This is a genomic window from Vibrio sp. NC2 (assembly GCF_025195005.1).
Lineage (GTDB): Bacteria > Pseudomonadota > Gammaproteobacteria > Enterobacterales > Vibrionaceae > Vibrio > Vibrio splendidus.
This window is the reverse complement of the sequence record NZ_JANVFC010000011.1, coordinates 69,564-95,437: the sequence shown is the minus strand read 5'-3', so window position 1 is coordinate 95,437 and position 25,874 is coordinate 69,564. Positions and strand designations below refer to the sequence as shown.

General features: G+C 45.8%; 25 protein-coding genes. 14 read left to right on the top strand and 11 right to left on the bottom strand.

The features are described 5' to 3' along the window. The 3 genes from metF to NX845_RS15045 form a co-directional block, all read right to left on the bottom strand. Nucleotides 1-900 carry a methylenetetrahydrofolate reductase gene (gene metF / locus NX845_RS15055; protein WP_004729683.1) on the bottom strand — a complete coding sequence of 300 codons (900 nt, stop codon included), beginning with the start codon at nt 898-900 and terminating at the stop codon, nt 1-3. Nucleotides 901-1,175: 275 nt separating this feature from the next. Next, nucleotides 1,176-3,587 (bottom strand): bifunctional aspartate kinase/homoserine dehydrogenase II, encoded by a 2,412-nt coding sequence (locus NX845_RS15050; RefSeq protein ID WP_102449838.1) that lies wholly within the window; start codon nt 3,585-3,587, stop codon nt 1,176-1,178. 2 nt (nt 3,588-3,589) lie between these two features. After that, nucleotides 3,590-4,771, bottom strand: coding sequence for an O-succinylhomoserine (thiol)-lyase (locus NX845_RS15045; RefSeq protein WP_029224093.1), 1,182 nt, complete (start codon nt 4,769-4,771; stop codon nt 3,590-3,592). Nucleotides 4,772-4,979: 208 nt separating this feature from the next. On the opposite strand from NX845_RS15045, the gene metJ reads away from it, so the two are divergent. After that, a complete protein-coding gene (metJ, locus tag NX845_RS15040; protein WP_004729686.1) occupies nt 4,980-5,300 on the top strand; it encodes a met regulon transcriptional regulator MetJ in 321 nt (106 codons plus the stop codon). Between the two features lie 240 nt (nt 5,301-5,540). On the opposite strand, the gene NX845_RS15035 is transcribed toward metJ, so the two are convergent. Together NX845_RS15035 and rpmE are read right to left on the bottom strand one after the other, a co-directional pair. Further along, on the bottom strand, nt 5,541-6,830 hold the full coding sequence (locus tag NX845_RS15035; RefSeq protein ID WP_004729687.1) for a malic enzyme-like NAD(P)-binding protein: 1,290 nt from the start codon (nt 6,828-6,830) through the stop codon (nt 5,541-5,543). Nucleotides 6,831-7,162: 332 nt separating this feature from the next. Next, a complete protein-coding gene (gene rpmE / locus NX845_RS15030) occupies nt 7,163-7,381 on the bottom strand; it encodes a 50S ribosomal protein L31 (protein ID WP_004729688.1) in 219 nt (72 codons plus the stop codon). Nucleotides 7,382-7,713: 332 nt separating this feature from the next. Here rpmE and priA point away from each other — a divergent pair, with 332 nt between their 5' ends. From priA to rraA, 7 genes are all read left to right on the top strand, one after another. Then, a complete protein-coding gene (priA, locus tag NX845_RS15025; RefSeq protein WP_017083806.1) occupies nt 7,714-9,915 on the top strand; it encodes a primosomal protein N' in 2,202 nt (733 codons plus the stop codon). Nucleotides 9,916-10,155: 240 nt separating this feature from the next. Then, entirely contained in the window at nt 10,156-11,160 is a 1,005-nt protein-coding gene (gene cytR, locus NX845_RS15020; RefSeq protein ID WP_004729690.1) for a DNA-binding transcriptional regulator CytR, read from the top strand. A 122-nt stretch (nt 11,161-11,282) separates the two neighbouring features. Further along, a complete protein-coding gene (gene ftsN, locus NX845_RS15015) occupies nt 11,283-11,822 on the top strand; it encodes a cell division protein FtsN (RefSeq protein ID WP_029222060.1) in 540 nt (179 codons plus the stop codon). 244 nt (nt 11,823-12,066) lie between these two features. After that, nucleotides 12,067-12,615: an ATP-dependent protease subunit HslV gene (hslV, locus tag NX845_RS15010; RefSeq protein WP_004729692.1), complete on the top strand. Its 549-nt coding sequence runs from the start codon at nt 12,067-12,069 to the stop codon at nt 12,613-12,615. A 58-nt stretch (nt 12,616-12,673) separates the two neighbouring features. Continuing rightward, complete coding sequence (gene hslU, locus NX845_RS15005; RefSeq protein WP_017077598.1) at nt 12,674-14,014, top strand: HslU--HslV peptidase ATPase subunit; 1,341 nt, start codon at nt 12,674-12,676, stop codon at nt 14,012-14,014. A gap of 155 nt (nt 14,015-14,169) precedes the next feature. Continuing rightward, the gene (locus NX845_RS15000; RefSeq protein WP_017080187.1) at nt 14,170-15,087 is read left to right on the top strand and encodes a 1,4-dihydroxy-2-naphthoate polyprenyltransferase; all 918 of its coding nucleotides are present in this window, start codon (nt 14,170-14,172) and stop codon (nt 15,085-15,087) included. Between the two features lie 73 nt (nt 15,088-15,160). After that, the gene (rraA, locus tag NX845_RS14995) at nt 15,161-15,679 is read left to right on the top strand and encodes a ribonuclease E activity regulator RraA (protein ID WP_004729695.1); all 519 of its coding nucleotides are present in this window, start codon (nt 15,161-15,163) and stop codon (nt 15,677-15,679) included. A 112-nt stretch (nt 15,680-15,791) separates the two neighbouring features. Here rraA and zapB read toward each other — a convergent pair whose 3' ends face one another. Then, nucleotides 15,792-16,034, bottom strand: a complete 243-nt coding sequence (zapB, locus tag NX845_RS14990; protein WP_004729696.1) for a cell division protein ZapB — start codon at nt 16,032-16,034, stop codon at nt 15,792-15,794. 324 nt (nt 16,035-16,358) lie between these two features. Here zapB and glpX point away from each other — a divergent pair, with 324 nt between their 5' ends. From glpX to NX845_RS14975, 3 genes are all read left to right on the top strand, one after another. After that, nucleotides 16,359-17,366 carry a class II fructose-bisphosphatase gene (gene glpX, locus NX845_RS14985; protein ID WP_004729697.1) on the top strand — a complete coding sequence of 336 codons (1,008 nt, stop codon included), beginning with the start codon at nt 16,359-16,361 and terminating at the stop codon, nt 17,364-17,366. A gap of 162 nt (nt 17,367-17,528) precedes the next feature. Next, a complete protein-coding gene (locus tag NX845_RS14980; protein WP_004729698.1) occupies nt 17,529-18,149 on the top strand; it encodes a metalloregulator ArsR/SmtB family transcription factor in 621 nt (206 codons plus the stop codon). Nucleotides 18,150-18,259: 110 nt separating this feature from the next. Next, nucleotides 18,260-18,607 (top strand): DUF3135 domain-containing protein, encoded by a 348-nt coding sequence (locus NX845_RS14975; RefSeq protein ID WP_017080185.1) that lies wholly within the window; start codon nt 18,260-18,262, stop codon nt 18,605-18,607. A gap of 101 nt (nt 18,608-18,708) precedes the next feature. On the opposite strand, the gene NX845_RS14970 is transcribed toward NX845_RS14975, so the two are convergent. Then, a complete protein-coding gene (locus NX845_RS14970; RefSeq protein WP_102453774.1) occupies nt 18,709-19,131 on the bottom strand; it encodes a DUF805 domain-containing protein in 423 nt (140 codons plus the stop codon). An 86-nt stretch (nt 19,132-19,217) separates the two neighbouring features. Further along, nucleotides 19,218-19,565 (bottom strand): 5-carboxymethyl-2-hydroxymuconate Delta-isomerase, encoded by a 348-nt coding sequence (locus NX845_RS14965; RefSeq protein ID WP_004729703.1) that lies wholly within the window; start codon nt 19,563-19,565, stop codon nt 19,218-19,220. A 249-nt stretch (nt 19,566-19,814) separates the two neighbouring features. Here NX845_RS14965 and tpiA point away from each other — a divergent pair, with 249 nt between their 5' ends. Then, on the top strand, nt 19,815-20,585 hold the full coding sequence (tpiA, locus tag NX845_RS14960) for a triose-phosphate isomerase (RefSeq protein WP_004729704.1): 771 nt from the start codon (nt 19,815-19,817) through the stop codon (nt 20,583-20,585). A 147-nt stretch (nt 20,586-20,732) separates the two neighbouring features. Here the strand turns inward: tpiA and pfkA are convergent, their stop codons facing one another. From pfkA to NX845_RS14945, 3 genes are all read right to left on the bottom strand, one after another. Continuing rightward, nucleotides 20,733-21,695 (bottom strand): 6-phosphofructokinase, encoded by a 963-nt coding sequence (pfkA, locus tag NX845_RS14955; protein ID WP_004729705.1) that lies wholly within the window; start codon nt 21,693-21,695, stop codon nt 20,733-20,735. 316 nt (nt 21,696-22,011) lie between these two features. Further along, the gene (fieF, locus tag NX845_RS14950) at nt 22,012-22,920 is read right to left on the bottom strand and encodes a CDF family cation-efflux transporter FieF (RefSeq protein WP_026012358.1); all 909 of its coding nucleotides are present in this window, start codon (nt 22,918-22,920) and stop codon (nt 22,012-22,014) included. Nucleotides 22,921-23,083: 163 nt separating this feature from the next. Beyond that, nucleotides 23,084-23,593, bottom strand: a complete 510-nt coding sequence (locus NX845_RS14945; protein ID WP_017077588.1) for a CpxP family protein — start codon at nt 23,591-23,593, stop codon at nt 23,084-23,086. Nucleotides 23,594-23,780: 187 nt separating this feature from the next. On the opposite strand from NX845_RS14945, the gene NX845_RS14940 reads away from it, so the two are divergent. Further along, entirely contained in the window at nt 23,781-24,470 is a 690-nt protein-coding gene (locus tag NX845_RS14940) for a response regulator (RefSeq protein ID WP_017080183.1), read from the top strand. Next, nucleotides 24,470-25,849, top strand: coding sequence for an envelope stress sensor histidine kinase CpxA (gene cpxA, locus NX845_RS14935; RefSeq protein ID WP_260256965.1), 1,380 nt, complete (start codon nt 24,470-24,472; stop codon nt 25,847-25,849). Before NX845_RS14940 ends, cpxA begins: the two co-directional genes overlap by 1 nt. The last annotated feature ends 25 nt before the right edge of the window (nt 25,850-25,874 follow it).

The following is a 25,874-nucleotide window of genomic DNA, read 5'->3' as shown; positions in this document are numbered from 1 at the left end:
TTACAGCGCAGCAACTTGTGGGCGAACACCTAGAGTATGGCAAAGTGCGTAGGTCATTTCTGCACGGTTTAGCGTGTAGAAGTGGAAGTCTTTCACACCTTCACGGCTCAGCGTACGAACCATATCGATCGCTTGGCTCGCACCGACTAACTGGCGAGTCGTTGGATCATCATCCAAACCTTCGAATTGCTTCGCCATCCAGCCCGGTACTTTTACGTTATTCATCGCAGCGAAACGAGACGCTTGTTTGAAGTTAGAAACAGGTAAGATGCCCGGAACAATCTCAACATCCACACCAGCCGCCACACAACGGTCACGAAAGCGTAGGTAGCTTTCTACATCGAAGAAGAACTGAGTGATAGCACGGTTAGCACCGGCATCTACTTTACGCTTTAGGTTAATTAGATCAGATTGAGCGCTTTTTGCTTCAGGGTGAACCTCAGGGAATGCCGCTACTGAGATATCAAAATCGTGGCGAGATTTAAGCAGCTCGACTAAATCAGACGCGTACATCTCTGGCGCACCGCCGCCTGCTGGAATGTCACCACGCAACGCAACAATGCTTTCAATACCATTTGCCCAGTAGTCGTCAGCAATTTGAATCAACTCTTCACGGCTCGCATCAATACATGTGAGGTGTGGTGCTGCCACTAGGCCAGTTTGGTTCTTAATTTCTTTAATGATTGAGTGGGTACGGTCACGTTCACCCGAGTTTGCACCGTAAGTTACCGATACAAATTTTGGTTGAAGTGTTTTAAGACGGTGAACAGAGTTCCACAAGGTCTCTTCCATCTTCTCACTGCTTGGTGGAAAAAACTCAAATGACACATTGATGTTGTCAGAAAGCTCAGCGATATTCTGATTTAAAGCGTCGATATGACTAGCGTGTGTGTATCCCATCTTACTCTCCCTGTGGCAAAAGCAACCACTAAAACTCAAATCCTTAAACGACGTTTAGACGTCTATATGTCTGTAGAATGTATTGAATACGATTTAATGTCAACAGATCCATTATGAATTTTTCTCAAGTAGATCGTGAGTAAAACTCAAGTCGTTAGATGGGTCGCAAAGCAGAAATAATGTAGAAAAAAGGCTGACAAACACATCGTGCTTTCAGCCTTATTTATCTTAGTGAATAGTATGCTATTTAGACACTAAACCAACCGATCTGAAAATCAAAACAGGCTAGACATTCTGTTTAAGTCAGATTGAATTGCACCAGCTGTGACTTCACGTCCTGCACCTGGGCCACGGATCACCAATGGATTATCTTTGTACCATTTGCTCTCAATCGCAAAGATATTATCACAGGGCAGTAAGTTCGCCAGTGCGTGCTCTTTCGATAGTGCTTCAACACCTACGGTTGCTTTACCATTCTTCTCCAAACGCGCTACGTAACGCAGAACCTTTTGTTGAGAGTGCGCTTTTTCCAAACGCTCAGCCAACTCTTCGCTTAGAACAGAAGCTTTATCGAAGAAGTCATCCACTGATAGCTCTTGCAGCTCTGCAGGTACGAGCGATTCCACTTTTACGTTTTCAGGTTCGATATCCAAACCCGATTCACGCGCTAGAATCACCAGCTTACGCATGACATCTGAGCCATCAAGGTCAGCTCTTGGGTCTGGTTCAGTCAGGCCTTGTTGCCACGCTAAGTCGACTAACTCGCTGAATGGCACCGTGCCATCAAACTGTTGAAACAACCAAGACAAAGTGCCAGAGAAAATACCAGACAGAGCAATGATATCGTCACCGCTCTCACGCAGGTCTCGCACAGTGTGGTTGATAGGTAAACCAGCACCCACTGTCGCGTTGTACAGCCAGTGACGGCTGATCTTAGCGAAAGCATCTTGTACCTGATGGTAATACTCGCTTGATGCAGAGCCAGCCACCTTGTTAGCCGAGATCAGGTGGATACCTTGTTGTGCAATTTGCAGGTACTTTGCTGCAAGCACAGGGCTTGCGGTGACATCGAGTACTACCGCTTCATCGTAACCCTGAATAGAACCCAAACGCTCTAACCAGTCGTTACCATTGTTGGCAATCGCTTCATCATCAAAGCGCTTGCTCACAGAAGTCGCATCAATGCCTTGATCGTCGAACCAATAAGTTTGGCTATCAACCACCGCAACCAATTCAAAGTTCATTCCACGACGCTTTTCAAGTTCCGCTTTTTGCTCAGCAAACAGGCTTAACCAACTTGAACCAATGTTACCCTTACCACACAAAGCAATCGCAACACGCTTCTGCGCTTGGAACAGCTGAGAGTGAATGCCTTTCACTAGGCTTGATGTTTCACTCTTACGAATCACAGCCACCAAGCTTAAGCCTGAGTTTGCTTCTGAGATAAACTCAACTGGCGAGCTCTTGAGCTGCTGATAGAAACCGTAGCAATGGTTCGGGTTCTTAGTCACACCTGCACCCACCGCCGCAATCAGAGAGAAGCCTTCTTTAAGCTTAATTTCCGCTTCAATCGCGTGATCTTGTAGATATTCTAATGCACCACCAGCGATCTCTTCCGTGTAAGCAAGGCGCAAGCAGTGTTGATCGGGTTCTAATTCATAAGCAAGCGGCTCTAATTGAGCACGCTTAAGCCCTTCAAGGACTTCACTCTCCAGACGGTCGAAATCATGGCCGTGACCAAAAGTCAGTTGCACGATAAGAACTTCATCCAAAGAAGTAATGATTTTTGCACCACGCCCCGATGCTAGTACTCGCTCTATCTGTGTAGAGCCCGCCTCCGGCTGGTAGCTGCAGCGTAAGCTTAAGTCCATAGCACTTTGAGCCACAGGCTGTAGCGTTCGGCTATGGAGCACTGGAGCCGCCAGACGAGCGAGTTCACTCGCTTCATCAAGGCGAAGCAGAGGCAACAAACACGCATCCGAAACCAAACGAGGGTCTGCGCTGTATACGCCCGCCACATCACTCCAGATTGTCACGCGTTCAACTTCAGCCAGAGCACCAATCACGGTTGCTGAGTAATCCGAACCGTTACGACCAAGCAGCACCGTTTCGCCTTCGCAGTTCTGAGCCATAAAGCCAGTAATTACCACGCGGCAATGTGCATGCTGCGCCAAGGCTTCTTTAATCAGAGGATAAGAGCGTGCGCGGTCAACTTCAGGTTGAGCACCCGCTTCTGCACGTAAAAAAGCACGCGCATCTTGAGCAACCGCTTGTAAGTCATGCTGGCATAACAACGTCGCCAACAAACGTGAAGACCAAACCTCACCATGACCCAGTACTTGTGCTTTTTGTGCTTCACTCAAGGGAGCCGTTAGCTCACCCAAAGCGGTAAATTCTTGTTGGATGGTTGCCGTTAGTTGCGAGGCGGCTTCACCTTCAAGCAGAGCCTCAATCAGTTCAAGTTGAAACTGACGAAGGGTTTGCAGGCATTCATGAGCAATACGACCATCTTTGTCGAGCGCTTCGACAAACTCAATTAAGCGGTTGGTTGTTTTGCCTGCGGCCGATACCACCACCAAATCCGTCGCTGATGAATATTCTCTAAGAATGTTGACCACGCGTTGGTAACATTCAGGGTTCGCTAAACTGCTGCCACCAAATTTATGTAGCTGGCGAAAGGTTGCCATTATTAAGCCTCCCCTTCAGCAATAAAGCGTTGTGTTTTTTCAAACGCTTGCTTGAGATCGTCGATTAGGTCTTCCGCATCTTCAAGGCCAACAGAAAGGCGCAGTAGTTGTTGAGAAACACCCGCTTCTGCCAATGCTTCTTCGCCCATCGCACGGTGAGTCATCGACGCAGGGTGACAAATCAGGCTTTCAACCCCACCCAGTGATTCAGCCAAAGAAAATAGCTCTAACTTATCTACAAAATATTTAAGTGCTTCAAAAGAGCCCGCAAACTCAAAGCTCAACATGGAACCAAAGCCCAACTGTTGTTTCTTCGCGATCTCGTGACCCGGGTGTTCAGGAAGGCTTGGGTGGTAAATAGTGCCCACCAGATCTTGTTGTTGCAGAGCCGTCAGAATTTCACGTGAACTCTCTTCGTGAACACGCATACGCGCACCTAGCGTGCGAATACCACGTAGAGTCATGTAACTATCAAATGGTGTGCCGGTCGCACCAATACAGTTGCCCCACCATGCAAGCTCTTCAGCGTGCTCTTCAGTTTTCGTCACTACAACGCCACCAATAACATCTGAGTGTCCGTTGATGTATTTGGTGGTTGAGTGGATAACAAAATCAGCACCCAGCTCTAAAGGCTTTTGGAACACAGGCGTCAAAAACGTGTTATCGACAGCAACCAGAGCACCAACCTCTTTCGCTTTACGGCAAGTCTCTGCAATATCAACCACACGAACTAACGGGTTCGATGGCGTTTCTATTAAGATCAACTTTGGCTTGAGCGCGATCGCCGCATCCAACGCTGCTTGATCCGATTGATCAACGAACAAAACTTTGAAGTCACCTTTTAACGAGCGGGTATTAAACAGGCGGTAAGTACCGCCGTAGCAGTCGTGCGGAGCGATAATAAGATCATCGCCACCTAAGAAAGCCGAAACCCATAAATTAAGCGCCGAAGTACCGCAGTTAGTCACCACTGCACCTTTGCCAGACTCAAGCTCAAACAATGCCGTTTCTAATAAACCACGATTTGGGTTACCAGAACGGGTGTAATCGTACTTTGGCACTTCACCAAAAGCGGGAAACCCATAGTTAGTCGAAAGATAAATAGGTGGGACAACGGCATGGTGTTGCGTGTCTGACTCGATACCAGTACGTACTGCGATTGTTGCTGGCTTCCGGCTGCTCATAGGTGCTTCCTTACAAGTTTTGCGTCTGAGAATCACAGCGGCTTGTCGGCATTCTGCGGCTGTGTTAGATATATGTTATTCACTTTACTTTCATAAATGTGAGACGTCAACACTTCTGGACGTCTATATGTCTTTGCTTATGGCAGTAAATCCCGCTAAAATCACCACTATTAATTTATTCTAACAACTAAAGTGATGAAGGTACGCAATGGCCGACTGGAATGGTGAATACATAAGCCCATATGCTGAGCATGGAAAGAAAAGCGAACAAGTAAAAAAAATTACAGTTTCTATCCCTCTAAAAGTGTTAAAGGTTCTTACTGACGAGCGCACTCGCCGCCAGATTAATAACCTACGCCATGCAACAAACAGTGAGCTACTGTGCGAAGCCTTTCTACATGCGTACACTGGCCAACCACTGCCAACGGATGAAGATCTCCGTAAAGACCGTCCAGACGACATCCCGACTGAAGTGAAAAAGCTGATGACAGAGATGGGTATCGAATTCGAAGCGTTTGACGAAGAATAAAAACAACTCAGTCACTGCCTTCAATATTGATTCGCTATAGCTGAACCTTATTTGTCACATCACCCACTACGTTATCGGTAGCTGCTCTGTGAATGATAGACATAAAAAAACCGACTCCTATGAGTCGGTTTTTTATTATTCTTTTTTGCTCAATAGAGCAACAGCTATTAAGTTATTAAGCTATTAAGCTATTAAGCTATTAAGCTATTAAATTATTAAATTATTAAGGCATTAAAGCCATTAAGCCATATAGTTAGCAGGCATCTCAATACGAGCTACGCCAGATTCAACGGCCGCTACTGCAACCGCTTTTGCTACGCGAGGAAGTAGACGTGGGTCCATTGGCTTAGGAATGATGTAGCCTTTACCAAACTCCAGTGCAGTCTCACCGGCAGCGGCGAGTACTTCCGCTGGCACTTCTTCTTTCGCTAGTTCACGAATCGCTTTAACCGCAGCCAGCTTCATCTCATCATTGATTTCGCTCGCACGCACATCAAGCGCACCACGGAAAATGAATGGGAAACAAAGTACGTTGTTTACTTGGTTCGGGTAATCGCTACGGCCTGTACCCATGATAAGGTCAGAACGAACTTCATGAGCAAGTTCTGGCTTGATCTCTGGATCTGGGTTTGAACATGCAAACACAACAGGCTTATCAGCCATCAACGTGAGTGCTTTAGCTGGTAGCAGGTTAGGACCCGATACGCCCAAGAACAGGTCAGCGCCTTCAATAACATCTTCAAGCGTGCGCTTGTCCGTATTATTTGCGAATAGCGCTTTGTATTCATTCAAGTCTTCACGACGAGTGTGGATTACACCTTTACGGTCAAGCATGTAGATCTTCTCACGCTGAGCGCCACACTTAATCAGCAGTTCCATACAAGCAACCGCCGCTGCGCCAGCACCCAAGCAAACGATCTTACACTCTTCAAGCTTCTTACCTTGAAGCTCAATCGCGTTCAGCATACCTGCAGCCGTTACAATCGCTGTACCGTGTTGGTCATCATGGAAAACAGGGACATCACAACGTTCAATCAGGCGACGCTCAATCTCAAAACAGTCAGGTGCTTTGATGTCTTCTAGGTTAATACCGCCGAATGTATCTGCGATATTCGCAACCGTATCAACGAACTCATCGATTGTGCGGTGTTTTACTTCAATATCGATAGAATCTAAACCAGCAAAACGCTTAAACAGTAGCGCTTTACCTTCCATAACAGGTTTAGAAGCAATAGGGCCAAGGTTACCTAGGCCAAGAATCGCTGTACCGTTAGAGATAACTGCAACCATGTTACCTTTACCTGTGTACTTATAAACGTTATCAACGTTCTGAGCGATCTCGCGAACAGGCTCAGCCACACCTGGGCTGTATGCAAGTGCTAGGTCTTCTGCAGAGTTTGCAGGCTTCGTCAGTTCTACGGCAATTTTGCCTGGAATTGGGAACTCATGGTAATCAAGAGCTTGCTGACGGAATTGTTCTTGAGGCGATAACGCTTGAGAGGATTGATCTTGGCGGCTGTCTTCAGACATAGGTGTAGGTTCCTAGGATATTATTATTTGGGGGATCTTGTTCATGTTAATAGATGTACTTCAAAGTTCCTAGGTGGTTAAAGCCTCTGTCTCATTAAAAAACGAGATTTCACTACTAATAAGACCAGTGAGCAGTTGAAATTACTGTCGCTTGTTGAACTTTCGAGCGGATTTCAAGAATGAAGTGTTGGGTGTAAGTTATGAAACAAAATTTAAGCGGGTTGCCTGTCGTTTTCGAGAAGTTGATGGCTGAATAAGATTCAGCGTTTTCTTAAATTTCAGGCAACAAAAAAGGACACCGAAGTGTCCTTTTTATGTCTAAATAGCGAGAATTACTTCTTGCTAGAAAGAGCACCGAAACGCTTGTTGAAGCGATCAACACGGCCGCCAGTATCTACGATACGTTGCTTACCAGTGTAGAATGGGTGACATTTGTCACATACGTCTAGGTGGATAGATTCTTTTGCAAGCGTTGAGTTGAACTCAAATGTGTTGCCGCAAGAACAAGTTGCAGAAACTGCTTTGTATTCTGGGTGGATACCAGTTTTCATGGGATAACCTCAAGTAGGCCGTGTCGCTATACGATTCTAAGCCGCACACCACACGTAGTTAAAAAATAAAATAAAGACACCGCTGCATCACTAAACTGCGATAAAGCCATACCTTTAAGGCGCAGTATAGTAATGAATCTATAAGGCAGGATCAACTGATTTGATACATTTTTCACCAATAGCCTCTTTTATTTCCTTTGTCGGCCTGAGATTTCGGGCTCTCGTTATCTTCCAGTGTTAACTCGATACTCTCATCCAAACTGCTCCTCGAATTTAACGCCCTTATCCATTAGACTGTTCGCTCTCGTCAACTCAGATAAAGCTGTCCCTTTATGCGTCCAATGATTGCCCGCGTGGCACTGCCTGTTCCACTAGACAAGCAGTTCGATTACAAGATTCCTAACCACCTATTCCCGATTATTGGTGGACGAGTCTCTGTGCCTTTTGGACGACAAACCTTAACAGGTATTGTTACAGCTCTGGTTAACGAATCTGAATTCGAGCTAGACAAGCTCAAGCCCATTAAAGCCTTATTAGACAACCAACCTGTTTGGCCAGAATCGGTCTACTCACTCTTGGTATGGTGCAGCCAGTTCTATCAGTATCCACTGGGTGAAACCTTGGCTAATGCTCTACCAAGCGCTTTACGAAAAGGCAAAGCTGCCGACTTCGCAACGCTTGTCGAGTGGCAATTGACCCCATCAGGCAGAGATCAACTGATGCAAGGCTTTGGTCGTGCGGTTAAGCAAGCCAAAGTGATGCACATGCTTGAGCACGGCCCTGTTCCTCATCAAGAATTCATTGATGAGGAAGTCGGGAGCGCGGTGCTTAAGACGTTGGAAGAGAAAGGTTGGATTGAGTCGGTAGAGAAAAAGCCAAAGCGCCAACCGTGGCCAGTTGAACTTGAAAACGAACAAGACAAGCCGAAGCTCAATGCTGAACAAGCGATCGCTATTGCGACAGTAAATAGCCAAACCGATTTTAGTTGCTTCTTGCTAGAGGGGGTTACCGGCTCAGGTAAAACCGAAGTCTACCTGAATATGATCAAGCCGATTCTCGAGCAAGGTAAACAAGCATTAGTCTTGGTACCGGAAATAGGCCTCACTCCACAAACGATTAATCGCTTTAAGCGTCGTTTTAATGTGCCTGTTGAGGTGATTCACTCTGGATTAAACGATTCTGAACGACTGAATGCTTGGTTATCAGCGCGAGACAAAATAGCGGGCATTGTGATTGGTACGCGCTCGGCTCTGTTCACCCCCTTCGCTGATCTGGGAATTATCATTGTCGATGAAGAGCACGACGCCTCTTATAAGCAGCAAGATAGCCTACGCTACCACGCTCGTGATGTAGCGATCATGCGTGCTCATAAAGCGCAGATCCCGGTTGTGTTAGGCTCGGCGACTCCGGCCTTTGAAACGCTGCACAACGCTCAGATCGGTAAATACAGTTACCTCACCCTGACTTCACGTGCGGGTGTCGCGCTGCCGACCACCAATAAAGTGTTGGATGTAAAGGGTGAATATCTAGAAAGTGGCTTGTCTGCTTCTTTGATTGCTGAAATGCAAAGACACCTCAAAGCAGGCAACCAAGTGATGTTGTTTCTCAACCGCCGTGGGTTCTCTCCAGCACTGATGTGTCACGATTGTGGTTGGACAGCGGAATGTAAGCGTTGTGATGCCTACTACACCTATCACCAATACAGCAATGAGATGCGCTGCCACCACTGTGGTTCTCAGCAGCATATCGTACACAATTGCCAAGGTTGTGGTTCAGCGAACTTAGTGACGGTGGGTGTTGGTACCGAACAGCTAGAGGCTCAACTTGGTCAGCTATTCCCTGAATACAAAACCATTCGTATTGACCGAGACAGCACCCGCCGCAAAGGCAGCTTAGAAAGTGCGCTCGAGTCGATTCGTAAAGGTGAATACCAAATTCTTATCGGTACACAGATGCTTGCTAAAGGTCACCACTTTCCTGACGTGACACTTGTGGCGTTATTGGATGTTGACGCCTCTTTATATAGTAGTGACTTCCGCGCCTCTGAACGGTTGGCTCAACTGTTTACTCAAGTTGCCGGTCGAGCAGGCCGTGCCAGTAAGCCGGGTGAGGTTATCTTACAAACTCACCATCCAGAACATGGCTTGTTACAAGCGTTGCTGCACAAAGACTATAACCACTTTGCCCAAACCGCATTGGCCGAGCGTAAACAAGCGATGCTGCCACCTTATACCTTTATGACTCTGTTTAGAGCGGAAGCCAATGACACACGTTTGGTGGAAGAGTTCTTGCGTCAGGTTCGTCATACATTAGAATCGCACCCCTTGTTTGACCAATATTGCATGGTTCTAGGCCCCACCCCAGCGCCACTGGCCAAGCGAGCGGGTAAATCACGCTGGCAGTTGATTCTACAAACTCAGACTCGTTCGTTAATGCAGAAGTTATTAATGAGTGCCAAGCCGGCAATTAATATGTTACCTGCTGCGAAAAAAGTCCGTTGGTCACTCGATATTGAGCCGCAAGATTTGAGCTAAACCTACTTGGGTTAAAACTAATGATAAGTTTGTTCACAAATATTTCATATTTCTCGTGAGCAACCTCACACTAGTCATGTGATTTTTGTTAATCTAGCCGTAACTTTACACGGATGAAACGAATAAAATATTGCAATAAAAAAAGTGTTAGCAACACTTTCATAATATCTATCCGATTGTATTAATTATTCACGCCTTAAATACTTAGGCGACAAAGGAACTTAAAAGAGGGTTTAATTTATGGCGACAATGAAGGATGTTGCCCAGCTAGCAGGCGTCTCAACGGCAACGGTATCACGTGCATTGATGAACCCTGAAAAAGTCTCGGTTTCTACTCGTAAGCGAGTTGAGACAGCAGTACTTGAAGCTGGATACTCACCCAATACATTAGCTAGAAATTTACGTCGCAACGAATCAAAAACCATCATCACTATCGTTCCTGATATCTGTGACCCTTACTTCGCCGAAATCATTCGTGGTATCGAAGATGCCGCTGTAGAGAATGACTACCTCGTTCTACTGGGTGACAGTGGCCAACAAAAGAAGCGTGAGTCTTCATTTGTTAACTTGGTCTTCACAAAACAAGCAGACGGTATGCTACTGCTTGGCACTGATCATCCGTTTGATGTCAGTAAGCCTGAGCAAAAGAATTTACCGCCAATGGTTATGGCGTGTGAATTCGCACCTGAGCTTGAACTGCCAACGGTTCACATCGACAACCTAACCTCTGCATTTGAAGCCGTGAATTACCTCGCTCAGTTAGGTCATAAGCGCATCGCTCAGATCTCTGGGCCAACGACTGCAACCCTGTGTAAGTTCCGTCAACAAGGCTACCAACAAGCATTGCGCCGCGCTGGAGTATCAATGAACCCAGCTTACAGCACTGTGGGCGATTTCACCTTTGAAGCGGGTGCGCAAGCGGTTCGTCAATTACTCGCACTTCCTGAACAACCTACAGCGATCTTCTGTCATAACGATGCGATGGCGATTGGTGCGATTCAAGAAGCGAAGAAGCTAGGTTTACGCGTTCCTCAAGACCTATCGATTGTTGGCTTCGATGACATCCAATTCGCTCAATACTGCGATCCACCGCTAACCACTATTTCTCAGCCTCGCTATGAGATTGGACGCCAAGCGATGTTGATGATGCTTGATCTATTGAAGGGCAACGATGTGCAAGCAGGTTCGCGTCTGCTTGAAGCTAAATTAGTCGTTAGAGGCAGCACCGCACCACCTCGAATGTAACCCTCGGAAATACCCTTATAAATCTGCGGCACATTTTGATGTGCCGCTTCCATTTCTGCACTATTATCCTCGCGCAATCTGGATTACCATGAGGACAGAATCAGCAACTATTGAATTGTCTTGTGGCTAATAGAGATTATGTAAAGCGTGGTCGTGGCACGAAAAAACCGACCAAGAAACAAGCCCCTCGCCGTAAACCTTGGCGCAGTGGTCTTTTAGCGATCCTCCTTGCCGGTGGTTTTGGTTATGGACTTTACTTATTGAGTAATGATCCTGAGCCGCCAGCACCAACACCTGTGGCTACCAAACCAAAACCTAAGCCAAAACCAGCGAAAGTGATTCCACCGCCTCCAGAAGAGAAGTGGGACTACGTTGAAACGCTGCCAAGCCGCGAGATTGAAGTTAAAGCCAAAGAGCAAGAGATCTCTAAGATCCCTTACGTGATGCAGTGTGGCGCTTACAAAACGTCAGCACAGGCAGAAACGCGCAAGTTAGATATTGCGTTCCAAGGCATCTCGAGTGAAATCCGTAAAAAAGACGGCAGTAGCTGGTACCGTGTGGTTTTAGGGCCATACAAGTTGAAGCGTGACGCCGAGCGCGATCGTCATAAGCTGCAACGGGCGAAAATCGAACCTTGCGCTATTTGGAAAGACACCGATTAGATTTAGATTTAGATTTAGATTTAGCGATAGTCGCAGTCTTACTTAATCTTAGCAAAAGCCGAAAACCAAACTCCGAAAGCCTCCCATTGTGGAGGTTTTCTTTTATTTACTCCCTTTAGTCAGTTTTCCTTACAACTTCCGCCGATAAGTTGCGCGACATCACTCGCCCTTCCTTGAATTATCCGAGCACCATCCTCATATACTTTTTATACCCAAAGATAAGAAATATTAAGAGGCCCTACTCGTGACTACCATTGTATCTGTACGTCGTAATAATAAAGTCGTCATCGCGGGTGATGGACAAGTATCTCTAGGCAATACTGTAATGAAGGGCAATGCCCGTAAAGTACGTCGCCTATACAACAATAAAGTACTGGCAGGTTTTGCTGGCGGTACGGCAGATGCTTTCACGCTATTCGAAAAATTTGAAAGCAAGCTGCAAATGCACCAAGGCCACCTAACCAAAGCTGCCGTTGAGCTGGCGAAGGATTGGCGTAGCGACCGTGCTCTACGTAAATTAGAAGCACTGCTAGCAGTCGCGGATGAAACCGCTTCACTGATCATTACTGGTAACGGTGACGTCGTTCAACCAGAAAACGACCTGATTGCGATCGGTTCGGGCGGTAACTTCGCTCAAGCAGCAGCGACTGCACTATTAGAAAATACTGATTTAGATGCGCGTGAAATCGCAGAAAAGTCGCTGAACATTGCTGGCGATATCTGTGTATTCACCAACCATCACCACACTATTGAAGAACTAGAAAGCACCGTTGAGCTGCCAAAGCCAGAGTAACGACCGCTTCCATCAATAACGTTGTATTCAACAGTGATTAAAGAATTAAGGAAAAACCATGTCTGAGATGACTCCTCGCGAAATTGTTCACGAACTCAATCGCCACATTATCGGCCAAGACAACGCTAAGCGTTCAGTGGCTATCGCTCTACGTAACCGCTGGCGTCGTATGCAGCTTGAAGAAAGCCTGCGTGTTGAAGTTTCGCCAAAAAACATCCTGATGATTGGCCCAACGGGTGTGGGTAAAACTGAAATTGCTCGCCGTCTAGCGAAACTCGCTAATGCGCCGTTCATCAAGGTAGAAGCGACTAAGTTCACCGAAGTTGGCTACGTTGGTAAAGAAGTTGAGACCATCATCCGTGATCTAACGGACGTTGCGATCAAGATGACACATCAACAAGCGATGGAAAAAGTACAATACCGCGCTGAAGAGCAAGCTGAAGAACGTATTCTTGATGCCCTTCTACCACCAGCACGTGATGCTTGGGGTCAGAACGAGCAATCAACTGAAGACACCACCTCTTCAAACACTCGTCAGATTTTCCGCAAGAAACTGCGCGAAGGTAAGCTAGACGACAAAGAGATCGAAGTCGATGTAGCCGCACCGCAAATGGGCGTTGAAATCATGTCACCTCCGGGTATGGAAGAGATGACCAACCAGCTGCAAGGCATGTTCCAAAACCTAGCGGGCGACACCAAGAAAAAGCGTAAGATGAAAATCAAAGACGCATTCAAAGCACTGACGGAAGAAGAAGCTGCGAAGCTTGTGAACCAAGAAGAGCTAAAAGAGAGCGCGATCTTCAACGCTGAAAACAACGGCATCGTATTCATCGATGAGATCGACAAAATCTGTAAGCGTGGCGACAGCTCAGGCCCAGACGTATCTCGTGAAGGTGTTCAGCGCGACCTACTGCCTCTAATCGAAGGCAGCACAGTATCAACGAAGCACGGCATGGTTAAAACTGACCACATCTTGTTTATCACATCAGGTGCTTTCCAAGTGGCTAAGCCATCTGACCTGATCCCTGAACTGCAAGGTCGTCTGCCAATCCGCGTAGAACTTGAAGCACTATCAGCACATGACTTCAAACGTATTCTTACTGAACCAAAGGCGTCACTGACAGAACAGTACATTGCCCTGATGAAAACAGAAGATGTCGGCATTGAGTTCACTGAAGATGGCATCAACCAAATTGCAGACGCAGCATGGCGTGTGAACGAAACTACTGAAAACATCGGTGCGCGTCGTCTACACACAGTCATGGAGCGCCTAATGGATGAAATTTCATTTGACGCAACAGACCGAGCAGGCAGTAAATTGCTGATTGATGAAGCTTATGTAATATCTAAGCTTGGCGAGCTCGTAGAGGACGAAGACCTAAGTCGCTTCATCCTGTAGCACACAAAACTCCAACTTATTGCTCTATCTCAAAGAAATAGCAGCTAATAAGCGAATTCAAGGCCCACTTTCGAGTGGGCTTTTTATTACCCGAAAAATGGGCGTATACTCAAATCACAGTTTGAAACGAAGACTTACAAAGAAATAGACCTACGATGAAACAATCTCTACTGATTTGGCTTGATGCCGCACGACCAAAAACTCTGCCTCTCGCACTCGTCTCTATTCTTACAGGAAGTAGTTTAGCGTTCGCCGGTGGTCAGTTTTCTCTATCAATAGCCCTACTGGCTTTTTTAACTGCCACCTTATTACAAATTTTATCGAACCTAGCCAATGACTATGGTGACGCAGTAAAAGGCACAGACAACGAAAACCGTCTGGGGCCAACACGCGCAATGCAATCCGGCGCGGTGACCGCGAAAACCATGAAGCAAGCCATTATCCTCAACATCGTGTTTACCATGCTCGCTGGGCTGATTCTTATTTTTCATGCCTTAACCTCGATTGAAAGCATCTTATCTTTCATCGCGTTAGGCGTATTAGCCATAATGGCTGCCATCGCTTACACCGTGGGCAATAAACCTTATGGTTATATTGGCCTTGGCGACTTATCGGTATTTATCTTCTTCGGTTTGTTAGGCGTTTCAGGCACATACTTCCTACACACTGGTCATGTTGAGCCAAGCCTATTTCTTCCGGCCTTAGGCTGTGGATTAATGGCGGTTGCGGTACTCAACATCAACAACATGCGTGATATAGAGAACGACAGTGAATGTGGTAAGCGCACCATGGCGGTTCGCCTAGGGCAACGCAAAGCCAAACACTATCATTTTGCACTGCTTGGGCTCGCCCTTGCATCTTTCGCCATCTACCTACTGATTCAAGAAAAACCGGTCTGGATCAGCCTGCCGTTTTTATTAAGCATTGTTATTGTTTACAAACATGGCAAGGCCGTTTGGGAAACCGAAAAACCAGCGCAGATTGCACCAATGATGCCAGTGATTGTGAAATGCTCACTGGTCACTAACCTATTGTTTGCAGGGGTTGTCGTAGCTCAAACTCTATTGAGTTAAATGAGACTAATCATTGCAAAGGGATCAAGCACCGATATACTCAAAGTAAGCTCATTGTTCAAAAGGTATACTAATGGAATACAACACTTCAGCACTGTGCGACATATATTTGGATCAAGTTGATGTCGTGGAGCCCATGTTCAGCAACTTCGGTGGACGTGCATCCTTCGCAGGACAGATCACGACATTAAAGTGTTTTGAAGACAATGCTTTGATTCGCTCCGTATTAGAGCAAGATGGTCTGGGACGTGTGTTGTTAATCGATGGTGGCGGCTCGCTACGCAAAGCGCTGATCGATGCTGAGATTGCCCTACTTGCTGAAGACAATGAGTGGGAAGGTATTGTGGTTTACGGCTGCGTTCGTGAAGTCGATGAGCTAGAAGACATGAACATTGGTATTCAGGCTTTGGCTTCTATCCCTGTTGGTGCGAGCCAAGAAGGTGTCGGCGAATTAGACGTACCGGTCAACTTTGGCAGCGTAACCTTCTTGCCGGAAGATTACCTCTACGCTGACAACACCGGTATTATTCTTTCGGCAGAGCCTTTAGATGTAGAACTTGATCTGGATGTTGAAGAAGAAGAGATCGAGTAACTCTCACTCAGCTTCAAATAATAAAACAAACCATAAGAACACGAAGCATAAGAATACGAACAAAAACGCCCGCTACTCAGTAGCGGGCGTTTTTTTAAATCTGAAGAGTCAATTACTCTACGTCATCCATTTTACCAAGAAGGTTACGGATGCGATCTTGCCACGCTGAATGCTCTTCCTGCATTTGCTGAGTTTTTTGCTCTAGCTCGTGACGGCTTTCTTTAAGCTCACCAGCTTCTGTTGCTAGTGCTTGTTTCTCTTCTTTAAGCTCTTCCACTTCCATTTGAAGAAGTGCAATTGTATCTACTGCTGTTTGAATTTTTGCTTCTAGCTGCTCTAGTACTTCAAAAGACATTCTGGCCTACCTTTAAGTTATCCGTTTGATGGTGAAGGTCTACTCCACTTATTTCCCCATTCTACTCAGCAGAGCAAGGATAAACACTCAATATATTCGATATTTTGCGCCATTCGATGAAAAAAACAGCGCTTTTTACCGAATATTGACGTGAATTATTACTACCGCGACAACAGACTGATTATTTTGATGAATATTACCTGTTTTCACCCGCAAATTGATCAAGAGCAATCCCCAAAAAACAAAAAGGCAAACGTTTCCTTTGGGATATGGTAAAATTCGCCGCGAAATTTCTATTCCCCTTTTGAAAATTTTGGAGTCCGCATGAAACGCGATTTAGCAATGTCATTCTCTCGTGTCACTGAAGGTGCAGCACTAGCTGGTTACAAGTGGCTTGGCCGCGGCGATAAAAACGCTGCAGATGGCGCTGCTGTAGAAGTAATGCGTAGCCTACTGAACAAAACCGAAATTAGCGGCGAGATCGTTATCGGCGAAGGTGAGATCGATGATGCACCTATGCTATACATCGGCGAAAACGTCGGTATTGGCGGTGATGCAGTAGATATCGCCGTTGACCCAATTGAGGGGACTCGCATGACAGCAATGGGTCAATCAAATGCATTGGCTGTATTGGCTGCAGGCGAAAAAGGTAGCTTCCTAAAAGCGCCTGACATGTACATGGAAAAATTGGTTGTTGGTCCTGGCGCAAAAGGCGTGATTGACCTAGAACTGCCACTGACAGAAAACCTAGAAAACATTGCGAAAGCACTAGGTAAAACACTCGATACACTGGTAGTAACCACATTGGCTAAGCCACGTCATGATCAAGTGATTGCCGACATGCAAGCGATGGGCGTTCGTGTATTCGCAGTGCCAGATGGTGATGTTGCTGCTTCTATCCTAACGTGTATGCCAGACAGTGAAGTCGACGTAATGTACTGCATCGGCGGCGCGCCTGAAGGCGTCGTTTCAGCTGCGGTTATTCGCGCACTCGACGGCGACATGCACGCACGTCTGCTTCCTCGTCATGAAGTAAAAGGCGATACAGAAGAGAACCGCAAACACGGTGAGCTTGAACTAGAGCGTTGTGCTGAAATGGGCGTAACGGCGGGTATCGTGTTGAAGATGGAAGACATGGCTCGTAGCGACAACGTTGTGTTCTCTGCAACGGGTATTACTAAGGGTGACCTACTAGAAGGCATCACTCGTACAGGCAATATCGCAACCACAGAAACACTGCTTATCCGTGGTCGCTGCCGTACTATTCGCCGCATCAAATCTATCCACTACCTAGAGCGTAAAGACCCAGAAGTAATCGGTCACATCCTGTAAACCTAAACTAGGTTCAACAGAACACGCGAAGGCTGATACCAAGTATCAGCCTTTTGTTTTATTGGCCATCAATAACCTGTGCATTTCACCTACGCCATAGTAAATGGTTTGCTTTATAAACACCTTGCCTCATAATAGTAAGGTTCATTAGGTAGAGATAGTATGAAAACAAGCGACAAAATCTTACAGACCATTAAGCGTCAAGGCGCGGTAACCGCGAAACAGTTGTCAGAAGAATTTGGCATGACGACAATGGGTGCAAGGCAACATCTGCAAAGTCTGGAAGATGACGGTATTCTTGCGTTTCATGATGTTAAAGTAAAGGTGGGTCGCCCGACTCGCCACTGGTCCCTGACTCAACAAGGCCATGGTCAATTTTCAGATCGACACGGTGAACTCACCATTCAAGTGATCGATGCTGTGGAGAATCTGTTTGGTAAAGAGGGGTTAGCTAAGGTTGCGGCCGAGCGCGAACAACACACCCTTAAGCAATATCAAACCGCGCTGTCTGATTGTGACTCGCTGATCAGCAAGCTTAAAAAACTCACCCAGCTGCGTGAAGACGAAGGCTACATGGCTGAACTTCAAGAGCATGACGATCACTACATCTTGATCGAGAACCACTGCCCTATCTGCAAGGCTGCGACTCGCTGCCCTAGCCTGTGCCAATCTGAGCTCAATGTTTTCAAAGAATTACTCAAAGATGAATGTCATGTGAGCCGCACTGAACACATCATTACTGGCGAGCGTCGTTGTACTTATACCCTAACGCCAAGTTACTGATCCTGTCTCAATATTGAGAAAACACCAATAGATTAAAATTTGTACAAATTTCTTTCTTAAGCTTAAAGCATATGAAACATGCTTAATTCTAAGGAAGGAAGGAAGGAATCATGGCACATCCACAGCCCAGTCAAAAACTGCCCCCTTTTGATGAACTGGTCCAACTCGCGAAAAGCGATCCGAAAGCATTCGATCAATTCAAACACGAGATGTGCGAACAGATGATTTGCTCAGCCTCAGAGACCATGCAAAACAGGCTTCGCGCTCAACAAAGTCATATCGATTTAGTCGTCAGCCGCTGCAAGAATCCACATCACGCTAATGTTGTTCTGATGCAAGAGCTGCGCTGTCAGGTCTGTAAATTCCAAGATGCACTCAAAGGCCGCTGCGATTTCGAAGAATCTCTGCCTGAAAATGTCGTGCCTTTTAGACCCAATACAGAACCAAAAATGTACTGAAAGCTAAAATGTATTAGTGAAAAAAACGCATTAAAAACAAAATGCCTTAGAACAAAAAAGGGAGCACAATGCTCCCTTTTTACTGATGAATCATCCAATCTTTAAACGGGATCTTCGCCGTAATCATTGCGGCCTTCAGTGCCTTTCATCAAACCGCATTCTACCAAGATCCACAAACCACACACTAGTGCAGCAACCGTTGCCACCATGTGAATAGGCGATACCGGCTCTGTCGTGGTCGCTGCCATTGGTGAAGCAAGGCGCCCTAGCACGAGTGGCACATTCAGCAATAGCCAGTAGTTCGACTTATTGCGGTCGTGCCAGCGCTTAGCGGTGACCGCCAGATCTGGGATCACTAACAGCAACAGGAAGATTGGTAGCAGGATGTAAGAGTAAGTAGGGAATAAAACAGAGATACCAGTAGCGAAACCAGTAATCGCTATATAGTAGAAAATATTCCAAATCCAGTAAGTCTTACGACCAATTCTCCCTTTGAAAGAGAGCAGTAAATCTTTCATCGACATCTTAAATACTCAAAAAATTAATACGCTACCAAAAAGTTAGCAGCAAATAGTTAGTTAATCACTTTTAGTTCGTTGATTATTTTTAGCTAGTTAATCACTTTCTGAAAGCAACTTTTATCCATATCCCTTATGTTGACCGTTAGGCTACGGATATGGCTTGCCTGTTCTTGTAAGGTTTGCATCAACAAACGCGACAATTCTCTTTTCTGTTCTTCGGTACGTCCTGAAAGTAACTCGAAGCTAATATGAACAAAATCCACATTGTCCTCTTCATCACCGACCAACCAGTTATGACAGCGCAGTGAACGAGACTTCACAGAAGGTACATCAAACAAACCACAGTTTAATGTAACTTGATGAAGGTCTTCCAGTAAACCTTGGATATTCACTCGCTCATCCACTGAATTTGAGTACTCTAGAACTAGATTCGGCATTATTACTTCCTATTGTTAACGCAATCGTTTGTCCCTTAATAGCAACTAACGATGAAAAATCCGAGAAGTTAGCTATTATTCTGTCTGCCGGATCACTGATATATGCTCAAAATCTACTCTGACCATTGAGTAAGATCCAAGAAAGTCATGACCACAGTCATGATCTGTTGATATTATTCTGTTATATTATTTCGTAATAAAGTTTACTTTTTTACATTCGATTTATTTAAATACTTTGGAGATATTCCTATGCGTCATCCTGTAGTTATGGGTAACTGGAAACTAAACGGCAGCAAAGAAATGGTTGTTGATCTACTAAACGGTCTTAACGCTGAACTTGAAGGCGTAACAGGCGTAGACGTAGCAGTTGCTCCACCAGCACTTTTCGTTGATCTTGCTGAGCGTACGCTTACTGAAGCGGGCAGCGCGATCATCCTAGGTGCTCAAAACTCTGACCTAAACAACAGCGGTGCATTCACTGGCGACATGTCTCCAGCAATGCTTAAAGAGTTCGGCGCATCTCACATCATCATCGGTCACTCTGAGCGTCGTGAATACCACGCTGAGTCTGACGAATTCGTTGCTAAGAAATTCGCATTCCTAAAAGAGAACGGCCTAACTCCAGTTCTTTGTATCGGTGAGTCTGATGCACAAAACGAAGCAGGCGAAACTGTTGCTGTATGTGCTCGTCAACTTGACGCTGTTATCAACACTCAAGGTGTTGAAGCTCTTGAAGGCGCTATCATCGCTTACGAACCAATCTGGGCTATCGGTACTGGTAAAGCAGCTACAGCTGAAGATGCACAACGCATCCACGCTCAAATCCGTGCACACATCGCAGAGAAATCTGAAGACGTTGCTAAGAAAGTTGTTATCCAATACGGCGGTTCTGTTAAGCCAGAAAACGCAGCAGCTTACTTCGCACAACCAGACATCGACGGTGCTCTAGTTGGCGGTGCAGCTCTAGACGCGAAAAGCTTCGCAGCTATCGCTAAAGCAGCAGCTGAAGCAAAAGCTTAATTTAAACGTCACCGTTTAGATTAAATGAAAGGTCAACTTAGGTTGGCCTTTTTTATTGCCTGAGATTTGGTTTTAAAACAACAGGTACAAAAAAACCGCTGATAAATCAGCGGTTTTTAAATTCTTTAAGCGAACGCTAAACGTGGCTTAGAACAACTCTTCTGCAACGCGGAACAGCTCAGAACGGTCCGGGTTCTGCATGTTCTCGATACAGTCGATGATGTCGTGGTGAACAAGCGCTTCTTTCTCGATACCAACACAACGACCACCGTGGCCTTCTTGAAGAAGGTGAACAGCGTAGTTACCCATGCGAGAAGCCAGTACACGGTCAAATGCAGTCGGGCGACCACCACGTTGGATGTGACCAAGAACCGTTGCACGAGTTTCACGACCTGTTGAAGCTTCGATCTCTTTCGCTAGTTCATTCGCATCCATCATTAACTCAGTTAGAGCGATGATTGCGTGCTTCTTACCTTTCGCAATACCATCTTGGATATTGCTGATGAGCTGATCTTTATCTAGGCCAGTCTCAGGTGTGATGATGTACTCACAGCCACCCGCAATTGCTGACATAAGCGTAAGGTCACCACAGTGACGGCCCATGATTTCAACAATAGAAATACGTTGGTGAGAAGAAGACGTGTCACGTAGACGGTCGATTGAATCAATAACAGTGTTAAGCGCTGTTAGGTAGCCGATTGTGTAGTCAGTACCCGCGATATCGTTATCGATTGTGCCTGGAAGACCGATACATGGGTAACCCATCTCAGTCAGTTTCTTAGCACCCATGTAAGAACCGTCACCACCGATAACAACGAGTGCTTCGATACCGTGCTTCTTAAGGTTCTCGATGCCTTTCTCACGAACAGCAACGTCTTTGAACTCAGGGAAACGTGCAGAACCTAAGAAAGTACCACCACGGTTGATCACGTCAGATACGCTTGAACGGTCAAGCTTTTCGATACGGTCTTCAACAAGGCCTTGGTAGCCATCGTAAATGCCGTAAACTTCAATGCCAACTGATAGCGCAGTACGAACTACACCACGAACTGCTGCGTTCATGCCTGGAGCGTCACCACCACTGGTCAAAACACCGATCTTCTTAATCATGCTCACCCTCGATTTTTGGGAATCTATTATTCAATTCTTATTCTTGCTGATTGTATATCAACAAGATTTTAAATCTATATTTGTGCGTTATGTTACATTTCCTCTACAGGAATAGCACTTAAATCGCGTAAAATTATGTAACATTTCTACTTCTGTAAGAGTATTACAGTTTTACTCAGTAACTTTGTTGATTCACATCAGAATCAACATTAATTGTTACTAAGGTGATTTTTGAATCACCGAAGAATTAGTAATTTTTACTCACTTTAGTTCAAAAGCCACCTACTTACCATTTGCCAACCCTTTTTTAGCCCGCTTACCATGAGTGAAATTTCTGCTGCTTCTCTGGTCCAAATACGACCGAATACGGGTCTTGATGAATTAATACATCAGCATCAGGGAAAACGGAGATAAGCTTGTCTTCTACTTCGTCAGAAATGCGGTGCGCTTCAATAAGTGGGATATTATCTTCGAGTTCTAAATGCAATTGAATGAACCGAACAGGCCCTGAACGACGCGTTCTTAGTTGATGCACGCCAAGCACACCTTCCACACTCAGCGATGTCTCTTTTATCTGTTTTAATTCTTCATCTGGCAGCTTTCTATCAAGCAAAGATTGAATGGCTTCTGTTGCCATTTGGTAGGCACTGTAAAGAATGTAGATACCGATACCAATCGCGAATACCGAGTCCGCTTGACCAATGCCAAACCAGCTCAGTGCTAGTGCGAGCATGATCGCTGCATTCATATAAAGGTCGGATTGATAATGCAGTGAATCGGCGGCTATCGCTTGGCTGCCCGTTTTGCTGACAACATGTTTTTGGAATCGAACCAAACCAAAGGTCATTACGATCGCGAACAAGCTGACATAAATACCAATTTCAGGGGAGTTCAGCTCATGCGGTCGGAAGAAACGCTCAATACCATTAAGAATAAGGAAACAAGCGGAACCGGAAATAAACATTGCCTGCGCTAATGCAGCAAGAGACTCAGCCTTACCATGACCAAAGGTATGTTCTTTATCGGCAGGCTGAAGAGAGTAGCGAACCACCACTAGGTTGACGACAGAAGCGGCGATATCCAACAGCGAATCAACCACAGAAGCTAATAAACTGACTGAACCTGTCACCCACCACGCAGCAACCTTCACAACCAATAATATGGAGGCAATGATGGTGGCAGCCCAAGCGGCGAGCGTAACTAAACGTGCGTATTCTTGTTTCATAAATTGGCTATAAAGTGACTAATAGCACAAAGTATAACCCGCAAACAACCGATTGAATATGACAGCCATGATGTAATACATTCATTTTTAAAGATCAAAAAAGCGGCACTAGGCCGCTTCTTTCTAAACGCTTTCAATCAATTCAGCTTTCTCAAGCCATGAATTACTTGTCTTTGTTCATGCGTTTTTCCATTTTGTCAGCACACTTCGCCATGCGCTCTTGTTGGATTTCTTTCAGCTGAGTCTTTTGCTCAGGCGTTAGTACGCTCATCATTTGGTGTTGCTTCTTAAGCATTGCTACGCGACGCTCTGTTTGCTTCTCAACCATTTGGCTTGCTAGGTCGTTTGCTGCAGCTTCATCAAAAGTATCAGCTAGAACTAGATCTTGAACTTTCTCGTGATGCGCTTTCATTTGCGCCATTTTATCTGCTTTGTTGCCTGAGTGTTTTGCTTTCATCTCAGCGCGGTTCGCTTCGCGCATCTCTTTTAGTTCTGTTTTTTGAGCATCCGTCAGGTCTAGTTGGCGCATCACTTTCTTATCGAAGCCACCACACTTACCGTGCATACCTTTGTGATCACCTTTATCACCACCGCCGTATGCAAACGCACTCGCTGTACCTAACATAAGTGGAAGTGCCGCTGCTACTAGTACAAGTTTCTTAGTCATTTTCATAATTGTTGCCTCGATTCGGTATAATAAGTCATGTATTGCGTCTGTTTCTCAGCGCTTAGATATAGATTAGTCTTTCCCTCGTAAAGTGACGTTTAGAAAGCGTAAAGAATCGTAAAGAGTGAAAGTTGACGAATAATTAGCAGTATTATTAACGTGTAAATAGTAGATAACCGATTAAGGCTTCCCAATGGCGAACATTCTTCTTATTGATGACGACACAGAACTAACCAGCTTACTTAAAGACATCCTGAGCTTTGAGGGCTTCACTGTTTCCGAAGCCAATGATGGCTATGCGGGGCTTGACGCTATCAATGATGAGATTGATCTGATTCTTTTGGATGTGATGATGCCGCGCCTTAACGGTATGGAAACGCTAAAGAAGCTGAGAGAAAACTGGGAAACACCAGTATTGATGCTGACTGCCAAAGGCGAAGAGATCGACCGTGTTATTGGCCTTGAACTTGGCGCAGATGATTATTTGCCAAAGCCGTTCAGTGACCGAGAACTGCTCGCTCGTATTCGTGCCATCTTGCGTAGAACACAGACTAACACCGCACCTAAATCAGCCAGCGACACCATTCAATACCAAGACATCGAAGTATTCCCTGGCAAACAAGAAGCCTACTGCAATGGACAGATTATAGATCTCACCACCACAGAATTCGCCTTGCTGAGCCATCTCATCCAAAACCCGGGGCAAGTGATCACCAAAGAAGCACTGAGCTTGGATGTTTTAGGCAAAAGGCTGGCGGCGTTTGACCGCGCGATAGACATGCACATCTCCAATCTACGCAAGAAGATTCCAGAGCGCAGCGATGGTAAGTCTCGCATCAAAACCTTACGAGGCCGTGGCTACTTATTGGTAGAGGAAGATTAATGCGCATCCCTAAAATCACCAGCTTATATGGACGTATCTTTGCTATCTTTTGGTTCACCATGTTACTGGTGCTTTTGTCGGTGCTGTCACTTCCCCATTTAGACCCTCGAGTGGCGCGAGATGTGCCCGCAGATCACCTAGATAAACTCGAGCGTATCGCTAAAATCACAGAGAAACGCTACGCCAAAGAACCTAATCTAGGCAAAATTGTGTTCCAACTTGAGGCACCACGTAGCCGCAAGGATTCTCGTGCTCGCATCTATTTGACCGACCTAGAAGGCGCTGTCCTTACGTCAAAAAGACATTCGGACTATAAGCTTAAGGCGATTCGCAACTTTGTTACCTCGATTGATAACCCTGAAGTACCAAAACAGAAACTATACGGACACTACATGGTGGCAGGGCCAGTACCTATCACACTCGCTGGTGAAGAATTACTGATGTATGCCGGAGTAAAATGGAACCAACCACCGCCATTTTTGCTACGACTGTTTGATAGACCTTTACAACTGTTGCTTGCGGTAATGCTAGCGAGTACCCCGCTATTACTATGGCTAGCTTGGGCATTGAGTCAACCCGCACGTAGGCTAGAGCGCGCTGCGCAACGTGTAGCAAAAGGTCAATTTGAGGTCGATCCTCAGCTCGAAAAAGGCACCTCAGAATTCAGACAAGCAGGTGAAAGCTTTAACCAAATGGTGGAAGCGGTAAACCAGATGATTTCAGGGCAACAGCGACTACTTTCTGATATTTCACACGAACTGCGCTCGCCATTGACTCGTCTACGCATGGCCAATGCACTGGCAATTCGTAAGCAAGGTGAGAGCCAAGAATTAGAACGTATTGATACCGAAGCGCAGCGTTTGGAACAAATGATCAGTGAGCTACTGACGCTATCTCGTATGCAGGTCGACAGCCACATTACTCGTGAGGTTCAACCTATCTCGAGCTTATGGGAAGAGATCTTAAAAGATGCAGAGTTTGAAGCTGAACAGATGGGTAAATTACTGACGTTTTCAGAGATCCCAGAGCGTTCTATTTCGGGTAATCCTAAGCTGCTGATGAGTGCCTTAGACAATATTACTCGCAATGCTATCTACTACGGCAAAGACCAAGTCGATGTGCAATTCCATGTTGTCCAAGATCAGCTGACGATTTGCGTCAATGACAACGGTGATGGTGTACCGGAGGATGAACTGGATTCTATCTTCAGACCTTTCTACCGCGTTTCAACGGCACGCGATCGTAATTCAGGTGGCACTGGGCTTGGCCTCACCATTACAGAAAGTGCGATTCGCCAACACAGCGGAATCATCACTGCAAGCCATAGCCAGCTCGGTGGATTACAACTCGAAATCACCCTGCCAATCTTGCCGGTATAATACCCCCACAAAGATCACAGTTGAT